The sequence below is a fragment of the Streptomyces sp. ISL-10 genome, assembly GCF_018614575.1.
In the GTDB taxonomy this organism is placed as follows: domain Bacteria; phylum Actinomycetota; class Actinomycetes; order Streptomycetales; family Streptomycetaceae; genus Streptomyces.
Genome location: NZ_JAGGOJ010000025.1, coordinates 100,957 through 119,282 on the forward strand (window position 1 = coordinate 100,957; position 18,326 = coordinate 119,282).

16 protein-coding genes and 1 pseudogene are annotated in these 18,326 nt (G+C 71.3%); 7 read left to right on the plus strand and 10 right to left on the minus strand.

From position 1 onward, the window contains the following. The first annotated feature begins 121 nt into the window (after positions 1 to 121). Positions 122 to 481 (plus strand): hypothetical protein, encoded by a 360-nt coding sequence (locus tag J7E88_RS26535; protein WP_215185404.1) that lies wholly within the window; start codon positions 122 to 124, stop codon positions 479 to 481. A gap of 110 nt (positions 482 to 591) precedes the next feature. On the opposite strand, the gene fahA is transcribed toward J7E88_RS26535, so the two are convergent. Then, positions 592 to 1,818, minus strand: a complete 1,227-nt coding sequence (fahA, locus tag J7E88_RS26540; RefSeq protein WP_215185406.1) for a fumarylacetoacetase — start codon at positions 1,816 to 1,818, stop codon at positions 592 to 594. Between the two features lie 114 nt (positions 1,819 to 1,932). Continuing rightward, on the minus strand, positions 1,933 to 3,897 hold the full coding sequence (locus tag J7E88_RS26545) for a CocE/NonD family hydrolase (protein WP_215185408.1): 1,965 nt from the start codon (positions 3,895 to 3,897) through the stop codon (positions 1,933 to 1,935). 220 nt (positions 3,898 to 4,117) lie between these two features. Here J7E88_RS26545 and J7E88_RS26550 point away from each other — a divergent pair, with 220 nt between their 5' ends. Both J7E88_RS26550 and J7E88_RS26555 read left to right on the plus strand, forming a co-directional pair. Continuing rightward, a complete protein-coding gene (locus J7E88_RS26550; RefSeq protein WP_215185409.1) occupies positions 4,118 to 5,128 on the plus strand; it encodes a polyprenyl synthetase family protein in 1,011 nt (336 codons plus the stop codon). 287 nt (positions 5,129 to 5,415) lie between these two features. Continuing rightward, complete coding sequence (locus J7E88_RS26555; RefSeq protein WP_215185411.1) at positions 5,416 to 6,639, plus strand: DUF2092 domain-containing protein; 1,224 nt, start codon at positions 5,416 to 5,418, stop codon at positions 6,637 to 6,639. 124 nt (positions 6,640 to 6,763) lie between these two features. Here the strand turns inward: J7E88_RS26555 and J7E88_RS26560 are convergent, their stop codons facing one another. Both J7E88_RS26560 and J7E88_RS26565 read right to left on the minus strand, forming a co-directional pair. Then, complete coding sequence (locus J7E88_RS26560) at positions 6,764 to 8,080, minus strand: M28 family metallopeptidase (RefSeq protein ID WP_215185413.1); 1,317 nt, start codon at positions 8,078 to 8,080, stop codon at positions 6,764 to 6,766. Positions 8,081 to 8,333: 253 nt separating this feature from the next. After that, positions 8,334 to 8,783 (minus strand): VOC family protein, encoded by a 450-nt coding sequence (locus J7E88_RS26565; protein WP_215185415.1) that lies wholly within the window; start codon positions 8,781 to 8,783, stop codon positions 8,334 to 8,336. On the opposite strand from J7E88_RS26565, the gene J7E88_RS26570 reads away from it, so the two are divergent. From J7E88_RS26570 to J7E88_RS26580, 3 genes and pseudogenes are all read left to right on the plus strand, one after another. Beyond that, positions 8,782 to 9,423, plus strand: a complete 642-nt coding sequence (locus tag J7E88_RS26570) for an ABATE domain-containing protein (RefSeq protein ID WP_215185417.1) — start codon at positions 8,782 to 8,784, stop codon at positions 9,421 to 9,423. The two genes, J7E88_RS26565 and J7E88_RS26570, sit on opposite strands and share 2 nt — an antisense overlap. Further along, a pseudogene (locus J7E88_RS26575) lies at positions 9,420 to 9,828 on the plus strand (SRPBCC domain-containing protein). The gene J7E88_RS26570 and the pseudogene J7E88_RS26575 overlap by 4 nt, the downstream one beginning before the upstream one ends. 84 nt (positions 9,829 to 9,912) lie before the next feature. Continuing rightward, positions 9,913 to 10,278: a DUF6401 family natural product biosynthesis protein gene (locus J7E88_RS26580; RefSeq protein WP_215185419.1), complete on the plus strand. Its 366-nt coding sequence runs from the start codon at positions 9,913 to 9,915 to the stop codon at positions 10,276 to 10,278. A 92-nt stretch (positions 10,279 to 10,370) separates the two neighbouring features. Here the strand turns inward: J7E88_RS26580 and J7E88_RS26585 are convergent, their stop codons facing one another. From J7E88_RS26585 to J7E88_RS26595, 3 genes are all read right to left on the minus strand, one after another. Next, a complete protein-coding gene (locus J7E88_RS26585; RefSeq protein ID WP_215185421.1) occupies positions 10,371 to 11,243 on the minus strand; it encodes a hypothetical protein in 873 nt (290 codons plus the stop codon). 170 nt (positions 11,244 to 11,413) lie between these two features. Further along, positions 11,414 to 12,550 (minus strand): EamA family transporter RarD, encoded by a 1,137-nt coding sequence (gene rarD / locus J7E88_RS26590; protein WP_308307614.1) that lies wholly within the window; start codon positions 12,548 to 12,550, stop codon positions 11,414 to 11,416. A gap of 113 nt (positions 12,551 to 12,663) precedes the next feature. After that, positions 12,664 to 13,524, minus strand: coding sequence for an SDR family oxidoreductase (locus tag J7E88_RS26595; protein WP_215185425.1), 861 nt, complete (start codon positions 13,522 to 13,524; stop codon positions 12,664 to 12,666). Between the two features lie 99 nt (positions 13,525 to 13,623). Between J7E88_RS26595 and J7E88_RS26600 the strand changes: the two genes are divergently transcribed. Beyond that, positions 13,624 to 14,025: a helix-turn-helix domain-containing protein gene (locus J7E88_RS26600; protein ID WP_215185427.1), complete on the plus strand. Its 402-nt coding sequence runs from the start codon at positions 13,624 to 13,626 to the stop codon at positions 14,023 to 14,025. A gap of 72 nt (positions 14,026 to 14,097) precedes the next feature. Here J7E88_RS26600 and J7E88_RS26605 read toward each other — a convergent pair whose 3' ends face one another. The 3 genes from J7E88_RS26605 to J7E88_RS26615 form a co-directional block, all read right to left on the minus strand. Next, a complete protein-coding gene (locus tag J7E88_RS26605; protein WP_215185430.1) occupies positions 14,098 to 15,147 on the minus strand; it encodes a 2-oxoacid:ferredoxin oxidoreductase subunit beta in 1,050 nt (349 codons plus the stop codon). Then, complete coding sequence (locus J7E88_RS26610) at positions 15,140 to 17,086, minus strand: 2-oxoacid:acceptor oxidoreductase subunit alpha (protein WP_215185432.1); 1,947 nt, start codon at positions 17,084 to 17,086, stop codon at positions 15,140 to 15,142. Before J7E88_RS26610 ends, J7E88_RS26605 begins: the two co-directional genes overlap by 8 nt. A gap of 268 nt (positions 17,087 to 17,354) precedes the next feature. Beyond that, positions 17,355 to 18,014: a response regulator transcription factor gene (locus tag J7E88_RS26615; RefSeq protein WP_308307616.1), complete on the minus strand. Its 660-nt coding sequence runs from the start codon at positions 18,012 to 18,014 to the stop codon at positions 17,355 to 17,357. Positions 18,015 to 18,326: the final 312 nt, after the last annotated feature.

The window sequence follows — 18,326 nt, forward strand, 5'->3', positions numbered from 1 at the left end:
GCGGCGTGCGGCGGCGACGGGCCGGGTCGTGCGCCGAGCCGCCCGCTGGAGGCAACCAACGATCAGGGTCCGGCGTCATCCCAGGAAGGCGTTGGACCTTGATCGTTCACACGGGGGAGTCATGCGGGAACAGGCACAGGCACAGGACCAGGCACAGGGTCAGGGCCAGGAGCGGGAACCGGCAGAGGAGCGGGAACCGGCACAGGACCAGGAGCAGCCCAAGGCATCGGTGTTCTCCGCCCCCGTGTCGCTGGTGCTCATCGGCCCCGCACTCCTGCTCCTGCGATTCCTGGGCGAGTCCACCTGGGGCTACTGGACAGCGGCGGTCATCGGTGTGACCGGTACGGTCATCGCGGTCTTCGAGTTCGTCGCCGCGATCCGCTCGCTGCTGCGCCGCAGGCGGATGCTCGCCTCGGTCTGGGTCGTCCTCCTAGTGGCTACGGGGGTCTTCATGCTCGGTGTCAGGCTGAGCGGGCGCTGACCAGACCACCCGCCGCCCTGCGCCCCCATGTCTGCTGCGACGCCGGCGCATACCGGTTCGACGGGCCGCCCTACGGGCCGGTTTGTCCCGCCGTCCCCGGACGGCGCGGTTCATACGGAGGGCGTGATCCGGCCCGTGACCTCGCCGAGGCCCACGCGGACGCCGTCCGGGCCGGGGGCCCAGGCCGTCATGGTCACCACGTCGCCGTCCTCGAGGAACGTGCGCTTGCCGTCGGGGAGTTCGAGGGCGTCGCGGCCGTTCCAGGTGAGTTCCAGCAGCGAGCCGCGCTGGTTCACCTCGGGGCCGCTGACGGTGCCGGAGCCGTACAGGTCGCCCGTGCGCAGCGATGCGCCGTTGACCGTCATATGGGCGAGCTGCTGCGCGGCCGTCCAGTACATCGTGGCGAACGGCGGCTCGGCCACCACATGGCCGTTGAGCGCGACCGAGATGTGCACGTCGAAGCCGCCGGGCTCCTCCTCGGCCGAGTCGTCGAGATACGGCAGCAGCGGGAAGTCCCGTGCGGGCGGCGTGGTCCTGGCGGCCTCCAGCGCCTCCAGCGGGGTGACCCAGGCGGCGACCGAGGTGGCGAAGGACTTGCCGAGGAACGGGCCGAGCGGCACGTACTCCCACGCCTGGATGTCGCGCGCGGACCAGTCGTTCAGCAGGAAGAGGCCGAAGACGTGCTCGCGGAAGCCGTCGAGCGGAACCGGCCTGCCGTGCTCGGACGGCGTGCCGACGAGGAAGCCGACCTCGGCCTCGATGTCGAGCTTCACGGACGGGCCGAAGACGGGTGCCGCGTCCGCCGGTGCCTTGCGCTGCCCGGACGGCCGGACGACGTCCGTACCGGAGACGACGACGGTGCCCGACCTGCCGTGGTAGCCGATCGGCAGATGCTTCCAGTTGGGGGTGAGCGCGTCGCCGTCGGGCCGGAAGATCCTTCCGACGTTGGTGGCGTGGTGCTCGCTCGCGTAGAAGTCGACGTAGTCCGCGACCTCGTACGGCAGATGCATCGTCACCGAGTCCAGGGGGTGGAGCAGCGGCTCGATGTCTAGGCGGTGCGCGGGGACGGTGACCCACGCGGTCAGGGCGCGCCGCACATCGCGCCAGACCGTGCGCCCGGCGGCGAGCAGCGGGTTGAGGCTCGGCTGCGCCAGCACCTCGGCGTACGGGGAGCCGAGCACGATGGCGGCGGCCCCGGCGTCGAGCACATGCCCACCGATCCGGACGCCGAGCCTGCGGCGCTCCGGCTCGTCGGCCGTGGTGAAGACGCCGTACGGGAGGTTGTGCGGGCCGAAGGGATCGCCCTCGGCCAGATCGAGCGGGCTCTGCTCGGACATCGGTGCCTGCCTCGCTTTCCACGGGTGTGGGTGACACGTTACGTCCCCGCCCGGCCGCCGCGGCAGGGCCCAATGGATCACACTCCGCGCGCTCCGGCGCGGGCCGCCGCTCCGTCAGCGCGCCGGGCGCGGCACGTGCTTCTCCCAGGTGCGGTGGAACACGATCTCGCCGCCGTCGCGGCACACCAGCTCGTCCGTGGCCAGGAAGCCGGTCGCGTCGCAGCCGGCGGCGGAGCGGGTCTCGATGCGGACGTCCCAGCCGAGTTCCGGCCGGTGGAGGCGGATCGTCCAGGTGGTCTCCGCCAGGGCGGAGAGCGGATCGTCCTGCTGGATCGTGTACGTCTCGTGGGCCTCCTCCGTGTGTTCCAGGCCGTCCGGGTGCACATGGGTGCCGCCGCGATGGGGCGTGGCGTCGAGGGTCCAGAGCCCGGCCGCCACGTCCCGGGTGAGCAGCAGGCGCGGAGGGTCGCCGTCGAGGGTCTGCGGGACCGCGACCGCGGCCGGCTCACTGTGCTCGGGTTCCGCGAACGCGCCGCTCGCACCGGTCTGTTCGCGGACCGGCAGGTCGAGGCGCGAGCCCGCCGGGTCGAGGGTGAAGCCCGCCGCCTCCGGATCCGGCCAGAGCCACGGCCAGTACGCCGAGGAGACCGCGAGCCGGATGCGGTGGCCGGGCGCGAAGGTGTGCCCGGCGAGCGACAGGTCGAAGGACACGTCCTCCGCCGTACCGGGGCGCCACGCGAGCGCCCGTCGACGGCCCGCGGGGGCGGCGAGGTCCAGGGCGCCGCGGGTGACGAGCGTGGAGGCGCCGTCCGGTGCGATGTCGCAGAGCCGGGCCACCACGTGTCCGTGCGGTGTCTGCAGGCGCAGTCGCAGGGCGACCCGGGGCCGTCCGAGGACGACGACCGGTGCGCCGCCGACCGGGAAATCGAAGCAGACGGAGCGAGCGTCCTCCTCCCGCTGGTCGGGCGGCAGGTCGGCGGGGTGGCCCACGGGGCACGGCGCGCCCGCGTCCGTCCCCGTGTGCTGCGGGGAGCGCACCGGCACCGGGTCGCCGGCCGGCGTGTGCGGGACGACGGTGACGTCCGGCGACGGCCAGACGTCTTCCCCGGTCCACCGGCGCGGCCCCGGCGCGGCCGGCCCGAGCAGGCAGCGCAGCAGGGGCTCGGACAGCACGCCCGTGTCCCGGTCCCTCAGCCACTGGTCCCACCAGCGCAGCGTCTCCTGCAGGAAGCCGATCCCCCATTCGGGGTCCCGGTCCGGGTACTGGCGCGGCCACGGCCCGAGCAGTCCGCGGACCCGGTCCGCCGGCAGCTGCTCCACGAGCCGCAGCACGGTGTCGCGGGCGGGGTCGTGCAGACCGCTCACCGCCAGTACCGCCGCCCGCACCGCGTCGGTGTCGTCGCGGATCCCGGCGCTCCGCCAGTACACGTCGCGCAGCGGATGCTCCGACCAGTCAGGGACGGCGGGCTGAAACGCCTCCAGCCGGCGCAGCCACATCGTGCGCCACGCGTCGCCGGTGTGCAGCGGGTCCGGCGGCCGGGCGGCCTGCGCGAGCCGGGCGGCGGAACGGGAGTGCAGCGACCGGCAGGTGAGCGATCCGCCGAGAAAGGGCCCGTCGGTCTCGTACGGGTCGTCGCTCGCGCACACCGCGACCACGGCCCGCAGCGCCGGCGGTGCGAGCGCCGCGATCTGCAGCGCGGTCCGGCCGGCCGGACCGATGCCGATCATGCCGACCCGGCCGGTGCACCACGGCTGCCCGGCCAGCCACTCGACCACCGCGGCACCGTCCGCGAGCTCGGCCGCGTCGCTCTCGCCGCCCGGCACCCCCTCGCTGTTCCCGTGTCCGCGTACATCGACCCGGACGGAGGCGTAGCCGTGGCCCGCGTACCACGGGTGGCGCTCGCCGTCGCGGACCGCCGTCACGTCGGTGAGCCGGTCCGCGGCGTACTCGAGCAGGGCGGGCACGGGCTCGTCCGTCACCGGCCGCCACATCCGCGCGTACAGGGCGATGCCGTCGGGCAGGCGGACGCGGACGTCCTCGTGAGCCGTCTCGTACGGGAAATCTGTGCGGATACGCATGGCTGAACCTCGGCGGCGCGGCCCCGCCGAGGGGTCGGCGGGGACCATCACGGGTACGGGCGAATGCCCCTGTTCCAGGTCATTGCGGCTGATCACGAACATACCGGGGGTGGCGGGAAGGCGCTCATGGTGATCGAAAGGCGACCGGATACGCTGACTTGAGTGAATCCAGCGACACATCGACAATCCGTGTGATCGTCAGCAGACAGGAGACCCCCTCGTGACCGTCGTCGGGCCGTTCGGGCTGAGCGTGCGGGACCAGGCTCTTGAGGCCGATGTCCAGACCGGATTGTCGGCTGTCGAGGCGGGCCTGCTCGATGCCACCAAGAGCGAGGTTCCGTTCATCACGGAGGCCGCGCAGCACCTCGTACGAGCCGGGGGGAAGCGATTCCGCCCGCTGCTCGTGATGCTGACCGCCCAGTTCGGGGACCCGCATGCGCCGGGTGTCGTGCCCTCGGCCGTCGTCGTCGAGCTCACCCACCTCGCGACGCTGTACCACGACGACGTGATGGACGAGGCCGACGTGCGGCGCGGCGTGCCAAGCGCGAACACCCGCTGGGGCAACTCCGTGGCCGTCCTCACCGGCGACTTCCTGTTCGCCCGCGCCTCGCACATCCTGGCCGACCTCGGCCCGGAGGCCGTGCGCATCCAGGCGGAGGCGTTCGAGCGGCTGGTCACCGGGCAGATCCTGGAGACGGCGGGCCCGCGCGACGGCCGCGACCCGGTGGAGCACTACCTCGACGTGCTGGCCGGCAAGACCGGCTCGCTGGTCGCCGTGTCCTGCCGCTTCGGCGCGATGATGTCCGGCGCCGACGAGCGCATCGTCGACGTCCTCACCCAGTACGGAGAGCGGCTCGGCGTCGCATTCCAGCTCGCCGACGACGTCCTCGACATCGCCTCCGACTCACACGAGTCCGGCAAGTCGCCGGGCACCGACCTGCGCGAGGGCATTCCGACGCTGCCGGTGCTCCACCTGCGGGCCGCGGCGGAGGCGCACGGCCGCCCCGAGGACCTGGAGCTCCTGGCCCTGCTCGACGGCGACCTCAGCGACGACGAGCGGCACGCCGAGGTGCTGCGCCGGCTGCGCGAGCACCCGGCGCTGGAGCAGGCCCGGCAGGACTCCGTGCGCTACGCCGAGGAGGCGCGGGCGATGCTGGGCCCGCTGCCCGACTGCTTCGCGAAGGCGGCGCTCGAGGAGCTGTGCGACGCGGTGGTCCACCGCGCCGGCTGACCGGCCCGGACTGCTCGACCCCTGGCGTCCGGTTTCCTCTACGCCTGTCGTCCAGCCCCGGTCCCGTCGGGCCCCTCGTCCCTGCCGTCCGGTTCCTCGACGCCTGCCGTCCGGCCCTCGACCCCTGCCATCCGGTTCCCTCGACCCCTACGGGTCGGGGGACTTGGGGCCCGGCGGCGTCATACCGGAGGGGTACACGGTTTTGCGCCCGCGGGTTGACGCTTCCGCGCGGCCGTTTTGGTCAGATGGTGATGACCACCCGGCCAACCACGGAGGTAGGGCACACCATGGCACCGAACGACAGCGCACACTCCACCGATGAGGCCGAGGGCCTCGCCGTGGGGCGCCGCAAGGCCTCCCGCTATCTCGTCCCCTTCGTGGTGGCCGGGGTGGCGGCGGGGACCATCGGGCTCGTCCCGGCGCTCGCCGACTCCGGTGACCCCGATCTGCCGAAGATCACCGCGCAGGAGCTGATCGAGAAGATCGCCGCGTCCGACACCGAGCAGCTCTCCGGCACCGTGAAGATCACCACCGACCTCGGGCTCCCCGCGCTCGACGCGCTGGGCGGCTCCCTGGCGGGAGCGGCCGCCGGCGAGAACGGCACGGGATCCTCCGCCGACCCGCAGGCCCAGCTGGCCGAACTCGCCTCGGGCACGCACACGCTGCGGATCGCCGCCGACGGCCCCGACCGGCAGAAGATCTCCGTCCTGCGGGACTCGGACGAGTACAGCCTCATCCACAACGGCGACGATGTGTGGGGCTACGACAGCGCCTCGAACGAGGTCTTCCACGCCGAGGGCGACGGCACGCGCAAGGACTCCGGCAAGCGGGAGAAGCGCCCCGAGGATCTGCCGGCCACGCCGAAGGAGCTCGCGGACGAGGTGCTGAAGGCGTCGGAGGGCACCACGTCGATCACCGTCGGCGGCACGGCCAAGGTGGCCGGCCGGGACGCGTACAAGCTGGTCGTCAAGCCGGAGCAGAAGGGCTCGACGGTCGGTGCGGTCACCATCGCGGTGGACGCGAGGACCGGCACTCCGCTGAAGTTCACCCTGACACCGAGCAGCGGCGGCAAGGCCGTTGTCGACGCGGGCTTCACCAAGGTCGACTTCTCCCGGCCCGCCGCGTCGACCTTCGACTTCACCCCGCCCAAGGGGGCGAAGGTGACGGAGGAGGATGCCGGCGAGACGGTGGGCGAGGAGCACGCGCGCGAGGAGTTCGAGGGTGGCCCCGAGCACTTCGCCGGACCGGAGGTCATCGGCGAGGGCTGGACGTCCATCGCCAAAATCGAGGCGCCCGGCGGGGCGGACGCCAAGGCTCCGGAGAAGGGCGATGTCCCGGCCGAGGCCCAGCAGTTCATGGACGCGCTCGGCGACAAGGTCACCGGCAAGTTCGGCTCGGGCACCGTCTTCAGCACCCGCCTGGTGAACGCCCTGATGACGGACGACGGCACGGTCTACGTCGGTGCGGTCACCAAGGACGCCCTGGTGAAGGCCGCCAACGAGGACAGCTGAACCAAAGCAGGTCGTGAGCCCCGCCGTACGCTGCGTACGGCGGGGCGCTTGCCATCGGCGAGGACGTCAGCGCGGGCCTGCCTCACCGGCCCGCCTCGGCGGTCGTGTCCTCGGCCCGGTGCCGTCAGAAGGTGAGCCTCCAGCTGTCGATGTAACCCGTGTCGTATCGGGCGACGTCCTGCACTCGCAGCTTCCATGCGCCGTTGGCCGCTTCGGACGAGGCGTCCACCGTGTAGGTCGTGATGACGTTGTCGGCCGAGTCGCTGCTGCTGGAGTTCTTCAGCCGGTACGCGGTCCCGTCCGGCGCGACGAGGTCGATCACCAAGTCGCCCCGCCAGGTGTGCTTGATGTCCACGCCGACCTTGAGCGCGGCCGGGGCATTGCCCGAGCGGCCCGATACGGTCAGGGCCGAGGTGACGGCGGCTCCCGCGTCCGGGACGGCCACGTCGGCGGTGCTCTCGTAGAAGTCACCGGGCGGGACGGTCGTGCCGGCCGACAGGGTCCAGATCGCGTGGGCGACGGCGTCGCTGTTGCGGTCCAGCGCGGTGTCGTTGATGTTCGACGTCGTGTCGCACGAGGAGTGGTAGCAGCGGTCGAAGGCCTGGCCGGCGGTGCCGCCCCACTTCTGCGCCTGGGCGCTCGTCTTCGTCCTGCTCGCGCCGGTGAACAGGCCGCCGACCGGTATGCCCGCGTTCTTGAACGACGCGTGGTCGGAGCGGCCGTCGCCCTCGGTCTCGATCTCCGTCGCGACGCCGAGTCCGGCGAAGTAGTCCTTGAAGGTCTTCTCGATCACCGGGTCGTCGTCGTAGACGAAGTAGCCGGGGTTCGGCGAGCCGATCATGTCGAAGTTCAGATAGCCGGAGATCTTCGAACGCTCCGTCGACGGCAGGTTGTTCACGTAGTGCCGTGAGCCGACGAGGCCCAGCTCCTCCGCACCCCACCAACCGAAGCGCAGGTGCTTCGCGGGCTGGAGCTGTGCGCGGGAGACGGCGAGCGCGGTCTCCAGCACGGCGGCCGAGCCGGATCCGTTGTCGTTGATGCCCGCGCCCGAGCCGACCGAGTCGAGGTGGGCGCCGGCCATGACCGTCTGGTTGGCGTCGCCGCCCGGCCAGTCGGCGATCAGGTTGTAGCCCGTCGTGCCGTTGTACGTGAACTGCTGGAGGGACGTGGTGAATCCGGCCGCGTCCAGCTTCGCCTTCACGAAGTCGACGGAGGCCTTGTAGCCGGGCCTGCCGTGCGCCCGGTTACCGCCGTTGGCGGTGGCGATGGACTGGAGTTCGTTGAGATGCGCCTTGACGTTGGCGAGCGGTATGTCCGGCGCGGCGAGGGCGGCCGCGGGTCCGCTCGGTGCGGCGGTCGCCGCCTGTGCGCCGCCGGCGAGCAGCCCGGCGAGGGCGAAGGCGGCGGCCGCGAGCGTGCGTCTGGGAACGGAGAGGTTCATGTGGGGGCTCCGGATTCCGTACGGGGATGAGACGGAACGTGCGTGACGCCCCGGACCGGCGGGGCCCGGGGCGCTGGAGCTGGATGTGCGCTGCGCGTGTGCTGTGCGTGTGCTGTGCGTGCTGAATGGTCAGTGAGAGGTTGACACACCGTCAAGAGCGGGATCCGGACACGTACGTTCGCATGGCGAACGGTTGAATTCCCCTCAAGTGCCCCTCGGCGCGCTCAATCGCCCCCGCCCCCTTTGAATCCCCTTACTGGACGCAGAATTCGTTGCCTTCCGGGTCTGCCATCACCACCCACTCCCCGCCCTGCTCCCTCACCTCCCGTACGACGGTCGCCCCGAGCCGCCGCAGCCGCTCCGACTCCGCGTCCTTCGTGCCGGGCGCGGCGTGCACGTCGATGTGGATCCGGTTCTTCACGGTCTTCGCCTCCGGGACGCGCTGGAAGAGGATGCGCCGCCCCAGTCCGGCGCCGCTGTTCTCGTCGTACGGGTCGTCCGGATGGCGGACGGCGGCCAGATCGCGCCATGCGCGCCGGCCGTGCCGTTCCGCGGTGGCCTCGACCGGCGCGCCCCCGTGCGCGAGGACCTGCTCGATCAGCCGGCTGTGGTCCTCGACGAGATAGCCGAGGGCGTCGGCCCAGAAGTCCGCCTGCGCGTGCGGGTCGGCTGCGTCGACCACGAGTTTCCAGTGCAGTGTCATGGTAACCGGTTATAGTGGTTACGTGGGTGAGGCTGCAACGGAAACGCCGGGAGTGCTCCTGCGGACAGCGGAGGATCGCCCCTACCGCTTCGACGCGGGGGCGCTGTGCCTGGAGCTGCTGACCACCGGGGGGCCGGGGGACTTCGCGCGCTACGAGGTGCTCGATGAGCCGGGCAGCCTGCTGCGCTGGGTGGCGGCCAGCCGCCTGCCCGGGGGTCTTCGCCTGGACGTCGACGAGGCCGCGGTCGCCCAGGCCAGGCGGCTGAGGGACGCGCTGTGGCGGATGGCCGGCGCCCGGGTGCACTCCTGCGATCCCGACCCGGCCGACGTGTCGACGGTCAACGCGGCCGCCGCCGAGCCGCCTCTGGTCTTCGGCATCGCCGGCGACGGATCACGGCAGTGGGCACCGGGCCGGGCCTGTGTGGCCCAGCTGCTGTCGACCGTCGCGCGCGACGCCGTGGAGCTGTTCACCGGGCCGTACGCGCACCGCGTCCGCGAGTGCGCGGCGCCCGACTGCCATCTGCTCTTCGTCGACACCTCGCGCCCGGGCCGCCGCCGCTGGTGCGCGATGGAGCACTGCGGCAACCGCAACAAGGTCCGGGCGCACCGCGCCCGTCAGGCCATGGGAGACGGATCATGACCACCGGACTGACCAAGGACGCGGGCTGGGAGATCGGCGTCTTCAGGACGCTGCCCCTGCCGCCCGCCGCCGTATGGGACTTCATCGCGAGCGCCGAGGGAGTGGCGCTGTGGTTGGGCGAGGGCGTCCGGCTGCCCACGCGGAAGGGAGAGGCGTACGAGACGGCCGACGGCATTCACGGGCGAGGTCCGCTCCTACCGTCCCGGCGACCGCATCCGCGTGACCTATGGCACGAGCACCGTGCAGGTCGCCGTCTCCGCCGCCCGGTCGGGGAACGGGGCGGTGCTCCGCTTCCACCAGGAGCGCATGGCCGGCGCGGAGGAGCGCGAGCGCCGCAGGGCGCACTGGCAGGCGGTGGCCACCGGCGTGATGGCGGCGCTGTGGGTGGAGGAAGGCCGGGCATGACCGGACGGCCGGCGCGGTGTCTGACGGACGGTATGCGACAGACGTCACGCCTTGGGGAGTCTGCTCCCGGTTTAACGTGGGGGGATGGACGCTTCGCCCTTCAGCGGGCCACCCGGCTGCCCACTGGTCGGCGTGGCCGCCACCTACATGCCCCGGCTCTCGGAATTCGCCTTCGAGCCGGGGCTCGTCGCGGCCGTCGATCAGCACGCCGCAGCCGTCCGGGACCTTCTTGTGACGCTGGTGCCGGGCCAGCGCCGCGCCGGATCGCCGCCGCGCCGCGAGGAGCGGTTCGACAAGGTGCGGCGCGAGGATCTCGCGGACTACGTCCTGGGGTTCACCGACTGGCTGACGGAGATCGACTGGTTGGAGCCGGTCGGCTACGACTTCGCCACCCTGCGGCTGACGGCGGTGTGCTGGCTGATCCGTGAGCACGATCTGCTCGCGACCTGAGACGACCGAAGAAAAACCGGACCCGGACGGCGACTGCCGACCGGGTCCGGTCTTCTCGCAGGTGTCGAGCGGGGCGTACGGACCGGCAGGCGTCACATCGGGTCGCGGCCGGTTCCGGTGCCGGGGCCCATGTCCTCCTCGCCGCGGCCCATGTCCCTGTCGCGTCCCATCTCCCTGCCGCCCATCCGGCTCCCACCGGTACGGCCGGGCCGGCGCTCGGTGACGGGCTGCCCGGCTGCGGCGTCCGCGCGTCCGCGCTGGTAGGCGGTGAGGGTATCCCTGGCGCGGCCGGACTCGGCCTCCGCCGTCGCCAGCCAGCGTTCCCAGCGCTCACGCATCGGGTTGATGAGACCACCGCCGACGCCGACGATCAGGATGCCCGCCATGGCTGCGAGCACGGCGATGAGGACGGGACCGGTGACCGCCGTCGCGATCTGCGCCTGGCTGAGCGCGGCGATGACGCCGAGCGCGACGATGAAGCCCCAGGCCACGGTGGCGAGCACCCGGCCGTACGAGGTCTCGCCGAGGGCGCCCTGGATGATGTCGCGGACGGCGCGGGCGATGGCCATGGCGACGACGACGATGACACAGGCGATGATCGCCTTCGGGATCCACGAGACGATGCCGTTGATCATCGTGCTCACCGGGTTGGGTCCGAAGACGCCGAAGCCCAGCTGCAGGGCGATCAGCATGACCGCGTAGAAGAGGATTCTGCTGATGATGCCGGTGGCGTCGTACTTCGCATTCCTCAGGTTGTTCGATATGCCGCTGCGCTCGGCCATGCGCTCGAAGCCGACTTTGCGCAGGAGGCGATCGGCGACCTTGGCGATCGCCTTGGCGATGAGCCAGCCGATGATCAGGATCGCCAGGAAGGCGACGAACTTCGGGATGAACTTGGCCACTGCGGACCACGCGTCGGTGATCCCCTGGCCGAAGTTGATCGAAAGTGCGAGGGGTTGGGACATGACGCACTCGCTCCGCTCTCTGTTTCACGGTCCGTAGGACCGGGCCTGGTCTTCCGGTGGTAGCACCGGTTCACCGGGGGCGGCCTGCGCCCAGAGGCGGAGCTGAGCCGTTCGAGTGGTGATTGCGTTCTGCTGGGCGTGTCCTGTTGTGCCGGCCCGGCCGGGCCGACTCAGATGGCCCGCTCGGGCTGCGACTCGGGGCAGGGGGCGACCGCGGCGGTCGCGGTGCCCTCGCGGGCGGGTTCCTCGACCAAACCGGTCGTCGAGGCGTCGGGACCGGTTGTCGCGGCGGGGCCGGTCGTCGAGGCGTCGGGACCGGTTGTCGCGGCGGGACCGTGCGTCCCGGCGGGACCGCCGTCGGCCGCGGGTGACCGCCTGGCGGACTGCGCGGCCTCGGCTGCGAGGCGCAGGGCACGCGCCTTCGTCCGGCGGGCGGTCCGCAGCGCGTCCCACGTCAGGCACGTCAGGGCCAGCCACACCAGCGCGAACCCGGCCCACCGCTCGGCGGGCATCGCCTCGTGGAAGTACAGGACGCCCAGCAGGAACTGGAACATCGGCGCCAGATACTGCAGCAGGCCCAGCGTCGACAGCGGCACCCGGATGGCCGCGGCCCCGAAGCAGACCAGCGGCGCGGCCGTCACCACACCCGTCGCGGCGAGCAGTGCCGCATGGCCGCCGCCGTGGAAGCCGAAGGTCAAGGAGCCGTTCGCGCCCAGCCACAGCAGGAAGCCGAGCGCCGGCAGGAACTGGATCGCCGTCTCCGCCGCCAGCGACTCCAGGCCGCCGATGTTCACCTTCTTCTTCACCAGCCCGTACGTGGCGAAGGAGAACGCCAGCGTCAGCGAGATCCACGGCGGCCTGCCGTAGCCGACCGCCAGCACCAGCACCGCGGCGAAGCCGATCCCCACGGCGGCCCACTGCGCGGGCCGCAGCCGTTCCTTCAGCAGCACGACGCCCATGGCGATGGTGACCAGGGGGTTGATGAAGTAGCCGAGCGAGGCCTCGACGACCTGGCCGGCGTTCACGGCCCAGATGTAGAGGCCCCAGTTGACGGTGATCACCGCCGCCGCGAGGGAGATCAGCGCCAGCTTGCGGGGCTGCCTGACCAGTTCGCGGACCCAGCCCCACTGCTTCAGGGCCAGCAGCGCGACCGCGACGACGGCCAGCGACCACACCATCCGGTGGGCGAGGATCTCCAGCGCTCCGGACGGCTTGAGCAGCGGCCAGAAAAGGGGGACCAGGCCCCACATGCCGTAGGCGCCGATCCCGTACAGCAGCCCTGTCCGCTGGTCGTTCTCCGACTTCACTGCCCCTCCTGCCCTGCGCACGCGTTCCCTGAAGAAGGTACGCGTGCCAAGGCGGGATGTCATGTCCGTATTGCCAAACGGTCATGACGGATCGTGTCCCACCGGGGGTGAGGTCAGGCGGTGGCCAGCGCCGCCGCGACCGTCTCGGCCAGCGGTGTGGTGGGCCGCCCGGCCAGCCGCCTCAGCTCACCGGTGGTGCGCCCCAGCAGCCCGCGCCCGATGGCGCGGTCGACGTCGACGAGGATGCGGGCGAACGGCTCGGGTACGCCCGCGCCGGTGAGGATGCCGAGGTGTGTCTCGGCCGGGACCTCGGTGTACGTGATGGTCCGGCCGGTCTGCCGGGACAGCTCCGCGGCGTACTCGGCCTGCGACCAGGCGGTGTCGCCGCTCAGCTCGTACGCCGCACCCAGGTGGCCGTCGCCCGTCAGCACCGCGGCCGCCGCGGCCGCGTAGTCGGCGCGCGCGGCCGAGGCGATCCGGCCTTCGCCGGAGCTCCCGACGACGGCGCCGTGCTCCAGGACGGTGGCCAGGCCGGCGGTGTAGTTCTCGGTGTACCAACCGTTGCGCAGGAAGGTGTACGGCAGCCCCGATTCGAGGATCAGCCGCTCGGTCTCCTTGTGCTCGGCCGCCAGGTCGAAGTCCGCCTCAGGCCCGCCGAGGACCCCGGTGTACGCGAGCTGCGCGACGCCCGCGGCCTTCGCCGCCTCGATCACGGCCGTGTGCTGTGCGACGCGGCGGCCGACCTCGTTCCCCGATATCAGCAGCACCCGGTCGCCGGCGTGGAACGCCCCGGCGAGGGTGGCCGGCTCGCTGTAGTCGGCGATCCGCAGCTCGACGCCGCGGTCCGCGATGTCCGCGGCCTTCTCCTTGTCACGGACCACCGCGACGATCCGGTCGGCCGGGACGGTGGCGAGCAGCTCCTCGATGACGAGACGGCCGAGGGCTCCGGTGGCTCCGGTGACAACGATGCTCATGGGTGGTTTCTCCGATTCGCGTGCTTCAAGTGCGGGTGAAGCCACCCTAGAGTGAGCGCTAACCAGTGGAAAGTACCCACTTTGAAGTAAGGTACTGGCATGGCCGTAAGCGCGAAGGGGGCCGCCGTCCCCGATGTGAACCGCGAGATGTGTCCGTCCCGGCTGATCCTCGAGCACGTCACCAGCCGCTGGGGGGTCCTCGTGCTCGCCGCCCTGCTGGAGCGCTCGTATCGCTTCAGCGAGCTGCGCAGGCATGTGGGCGGGGTCAGCGAGAAGATGCTCGCCCAGACCCTCCAGACGCTCGAACGGGACGGTTTCGTCCACCGCGACGCCAAGCCCGTCATCCCGCCGCGCGTCGACTACTCGCTCACCGAGCTCGGCAGGGATGCCGCCCGGCGGGTGTGGGGACTTGCCCGCTGGACGGAGCAGCGGGTGGCCGAGGTGCAGGCGGCCCGAGCCGCGTACGACGAAGGAAAGGCGCGCGCGGCGGACACGGTGTGACGCTCACCTGCGAAGACGAAGGGGCCGGGAGCACTGCTCCCGACCCCTTCGTACGGACGCGTGCCGCGGGTGTCAGCCGACGACGGTCCAGGTGTCGTTGCCGGCGAGGAGCGCGGCGAGGTCACCCTTGCCGTCTCTCTCGACCGCCGTTTCGAGCTGGTCCGACATGAGCGTGTCGTACACCGGCCGTTCGACGCTGCGCAGGACACCGATGGGGGTGTGGTGCAGCGTGTCGGCGTCGGCGATACGGGATAGCGCGAACGCCGTCGTGGGGCTCGGACTGTGGGCGTCGTGCACGAGGATCCTTGACTCGTTCTCGGCGGTCACCCGCACCACCTCGAGATCACCGGTCCGCTCGTCGCGGACCACGCCCTTGGACAGCTCGGGACCGAACCGGATCGGCTTGCCGTGCTCCAGCCGGATCACGGCGTCCTCCGCCTGCTCCTTGTCCTTGAGAATCTCGAAGGCGCCGTCGTTGAAGATGTTGCAGTTCTGGTAGATCTCGATGAGCGCGGTGCCCTGGTGGTCGGCGGCCTGCCGCAGGACCTCGGTCAGGTGCTTGCGATCGGAGTCGATGGTGCGGGCGACGAACGACGCCTCGGCGCCGAGGGCCAGGGAGACCGGGTTGAAGGGGGCGTCGAGGGAGCCCATCGGCGTGGACTTGGTGATCTTGCCGAGCTCGGAGGTGGGGCTGTACTGGCCCTTGGTGAGGCCGTAGATCCGGTTGTTGAACAGCAGGATCTTGAGATTCACGTTGCGACGCAGGGCGTGGATCAGGTGGTTGCCGCCGATGGACAGGGCGTCGCCGTCACCGGTGACGACCCAGACGGACAGGTCGCGGCGTGAGGAGGCCAGCCCGGTGGCGATGGCGGGGGCGCGGCCGTGGATGGAGTGCATCCCATAGGTGTTCATGTAGTACGGGAAGCGTGAGGAGCAGCCGATGCCGGAGACGAAGACGATGTTCTCCTTCGCGAGGCCGAGCTCGGGCATGAAGCCCTGCACGGCAGCGAGGATCGCGTAGTCACCGCAACCGGGGCACCAGCGCACTTCCTGATCGGACTTGAAGTCCTTCATGGACTGCTTGGCCTCGGCCTTGGGCACCAGCGACAGCGCCTCAGTCATTGATGGCCTCCTTGAGAGCTTCTGCGAGCTGCTCCGCCTTGAACGGCATGCCGTTCACCTGGGTGTAGCTGTGCGCGTCGACCAGGTACTTCGCCCGGATCAGGGTGGCGAGCTGGCCGAGGTTCATCTCCGGTACCACTACCTTGCGGTAACGCCGAAGGACGTCCCCGAGATTCCCCGGGAAGGGGTTCAGGTGGCGCAGATGGGCCTGCGCGATGGGCAGCCCCGCGGCGCGCAGACGGCGTACGGCGGCGGTGATCGGCCCGTACGTCGAGCCCCAGCCCAGCACCAGGGTGTGTGCGCCGTCCGGGTCGTCGACGTCGACGCCGGGGACCTCGATGCCGTCGATCTTGGCCTGGCGGGTGCGGACCATGAAGTCGTGGTTGGCCGGGTCGTAGGAGATGTTGCCGGTGCCGTCCTGCTTCTCGATGCCGCCGATGCGGTGCTCCAGGCCGGGGGTGCCGGGCACCGCCCACGGGCGGGCCAGCGTGCGCGGATCGCGCTTGTAGGGCCAGAACGCCTCGGTGCCGTCCGCCAGCGTGTGGTTCGGACCGGTGGCGAACTGGACGCGCAGGTCCGGCAGCTCGTCGATCTCCGGGATGCGCCACGGCTCGGAGCCGTTGGCGAGGTACCCGTCGGAGAGCAGGAACACCGGCGTCCGGTAGGTCAGGGCGATACGGGCGGCGTCGAGGGCCGCGTCGAAGCAGTCGGCCGGGGTGCGCGGAGCGACGATCGGCACGGGAGCCTCGCCGTTGCGCCCGTACATGGCCTGCAGCAGGTCCGCCTGCTCGGTCTTGGTCGGCAGACCGGTCGAGGGTCCGCCGCGCTGGATGTCCACCACCAGCAGCGGCAGCTCCAGGGACACCGCGAGCCCGATCGTCTCCGACTTCAGCGCCACACCGGGACCGGAGGTGGTGGTCACCGCCAGCGCACCGCCGAACGCCGCGCCCAGCGCCGCGCCGATGCCGGCGATCTCGTCCTCGGCCTGGAAGGTGCGCACGCCGAAGTTCTTGTGCTTGGACAGCTCGTGCAGGATGTCCGACGCCGGGGTGATCGGGTACGACCCCAGGTACAGCGGCAGATCGGCCTGCTTGCTCGCGGCGATCAGGCCGTAGGAGAGGGCGAGGTTGCCGGAGATGTTGCGGTAGGTGCCCGTGGGGAACGCGCGGGTGGCCGGGGCGACCTCGTAGGAGACCGCGAAGTCCTCGGTCGTCTCGCCGAAGTTCCAGCCGGCGCGGAAGGCGGTGATATTCGCCTCCGCGATGGTCGGCTTCTTCGCGAACTTCGTCCGCAGGAAGGACTCCGTGCCTTCGGTGGGCCGGTGGTACATCCAGCTGAGCAGCCCGAGCGCGAACATGTTCTTGCTGCGCTCGGCCTCCTTGCGGGACAGGCCGAAGTCCTTGAGCGCTTCGATCGTCAGCGTCGTCAGCGGCACCGGGTGGACGCGGTACGCGTCCAGCGAGCCGTCCTCCAGCGGAGACGTCTCGTAGCCGACCTTGGCCATCGCCCGCTTGGCGAACTCGTCGGTGTTGACGATGATCTCGCCGCCGTGGGGCACGTCGCCGATGTTGGCCTTGAGCGCCGCCGGGTTCATGGCGACCAGCACGTTCGGCGCGTCGCCCGGAGTGAGGATGTCGTGGTCCGCGAAGTGCAGCTGGAAGCTGGAGACACCCGGGAGGGTCCCGGCGGGGGCCCGGATCTCCGCGGGGAAGTTCGGCAGCGTGGACAGGTCGTTGCCGAACGACGCCGTCTCCGAGGTGAACCTGTCACCCGTCAGCTGCATGCCGTCACCGGAGTCACCCGCGAAGCGGATGATCACCCGGTCCAGTCGGCGGATTTCCTTGGCGCCCGCGGGCCTGCGTGGTTCACCGACGACGGCTTCATGGCCCCCGTTGACCTCGTCGGCCTGTCCGGCCGGGCTACTGACCTGGCTGGTCACTGAACTGGACCTCCCTCGAGGCGGTTCCTCGGGGCGGCCGGTCGACCGACCGTCCCCATGGCAACCCTACGACGGTAAGGGTGCCCTTCCCTGAACCGCTCATATGTCGGACGCCCCCATGAGACGTCGTGTCGCCCTGGTTTGTCATGCTTCACCCGCCCCAGGATCCCCTTCCGTACCTCGCCTCCTCGACATTGCCCGATCCTGGGCCCGGTGTCGCCGCCGTCGGCGGCGGCGGCGGGAAATTTCGCCCGGCGGCCGCCGAGATTCACGAATTCAGGTACGTCAGCACGGCCAGCACGCGCCGGTGGTCCCCCTCACTGGGGGAGAGGCCGAGCTTGGGGAAGATGTTGCTCACGTGCTTCTCCACCGCGCCGTCGCTCACGACGAGCTGCTTGGCGATCGCCGAGTTCGTGCGGCCCTCGGCCATCAGGCCCAGGACCTCCCGTTCCCGTGGGGTGAGCCCGGCGAGGACATCCTGCCTGCGGCTCCGGCCGAGCAGCTGCGCCACGACCTCCGGGTCCAGCGCGGTTCCTCCGCGGGCCACCCGGACCACGGCGTCCACGAACTCACGCACTTCGGCTACCCGGTCCTTCAGCAGATAGCCCACCCCGCGGCTGCTGCCCGCGAGCAACTCGGTCGCGTACTGCTCCTCCACATACTGGGACAGGACCAGCACCCCGATTTCCGGGTACTCGCGGCGCAACTGCACCGCGGCGCGGATGCCCTCGTCCGTATGCGTGGGCGGCATCCGTACGTCGGCGACCACGACGTCCGGCAGCGCGTCCTGCCCCGCCAGCTCGGCAACGGTCTTGATCAGCGCCTGCGCGTCCCCGACACCCGCCACGACGTCGTGGCCGCGGTCGGTCAGCAGACGGGTCAGCCCCTCCCGAAGCAGTACCGAGTCCTCGGCGATGACCACCCGCACCCTGTCGTCCACAGCCCTGCGTCCCCCTGTCGATGAGCCTTCCACCCCTGCGGTGCCCAGCATTCCAGGATCGTCGCGATATCGGGCCCGGCTGCTGCTTTTGCCGCATCGGTCTCGCTGTCGCGGGGCTGTCGCGGCGCTGTCACGGCGCTGCGGGCCGCCGCGGGGCGCGGTGGCGGGGCGGGTGTGTCCCGGCCGCCGTCCGGAGGGACGCAGCGGGGGGCGACAAGGTTGAGGGCGGGGGAGGGGAGGCCCGGTGGAGGGGGAGGCGGGAGCCTCGCCGGTAGGGGGTTTCGGGGCGGGGGTTCGGGG

What these genes read in the sequence shown, in the direction of transcription:
- J7E88_RS26535 (WP_215185404.1), top strand. Translation starts at nt 122, where the DNA reads ATGCGGGAACAGGCACAGGCACAGGACCAGGCACAGGGTCAGGGCCAG.
- fahA (WP_215185406.1), bottom strand. Translation starts at nt 1,818, where the DNA reads ATGTCCGAGCAGAGCCCGCTCGATCTGGCCGAGGGCGATCCCTTCGGC.
- J7E88_RS26545 (WP_215185408.1), bottom strand. Translation starts at nt 3,897, where the DNA reads ATGCGTATCCGCACAGATTTCCCGTACGAGACGGCTCACGAGGACGTC.
- J7E88_RS26555 (WP_215185411.1), top strand. Translation starts at nt 5,416, where the DNA reads ATGGCACCGAACGACAGCGCACACTCCACCGATGAGGCCGAGGGCCTC.
- J7E88_RS26560 (WP_215185413.1), bottom strand. Translation starts at nt 8,080, where the DNA reads ATGAACCTCTCCGTTCCCAGACGCACGCTCGCGGCCGCCGCCTTCGCC.
- J7E88_RS26570 (WP_215185417.1), top strand. Translation starts at nt 8,782, where the DNA reads ATGGTAACCGGTTATAGTGGTTACGTGGGTGAGGCTGCAACGGAAACG.
- J7E88_RS26565 (WP_215185415.1), bottom strand. Translation starts at nt 8,783, where the DNA reads ATGACACTGCACTGGAAACTCGTGGTCGACGCAGCCGACCCGCACGCG.
- J7E88_RS26580 (WP_215185419.1), top strand. Translation starts at nt 9,913, where the DNA reads ATGGACGCTTCGCCCTTCAGCGGGCCACCCGGCTGCCCACTGGTCGGC.
- J7E88_RS26585 (WP_215185421.1), bottom strand. Translation starts at nt 11,243, where the DNA reads ATGTCCCAACCCCTCGCACTTTCGATCAACTTCGGCCAGGGGATCACC.
- J7E88_RS26595 (WP_215185425.1), bottom strand. Translation starts at nt 13,524, where the DNA reads ATGAGCATCGTTGTCACCGGAGCCACCGGAGCCCTCGGCCGTCTCGTC.
- J7E88_RS26600 (WP_215185427.1), top strand. Translation starts at nt 13,624, where the DNA reads ATGGCCGTAAGCGCGAAGGGGGCCGCCGTCCCCGATGTGAACCGCGAG.
- J7E88_RS26605 (WP_215185430.1), bottom strand. Translation starts at nt 15,147, where the DNA reads ATGACTGAGGCGCTGTCGCTGGTGCCCAAGGCCGAGGCCAAGCAGTCC.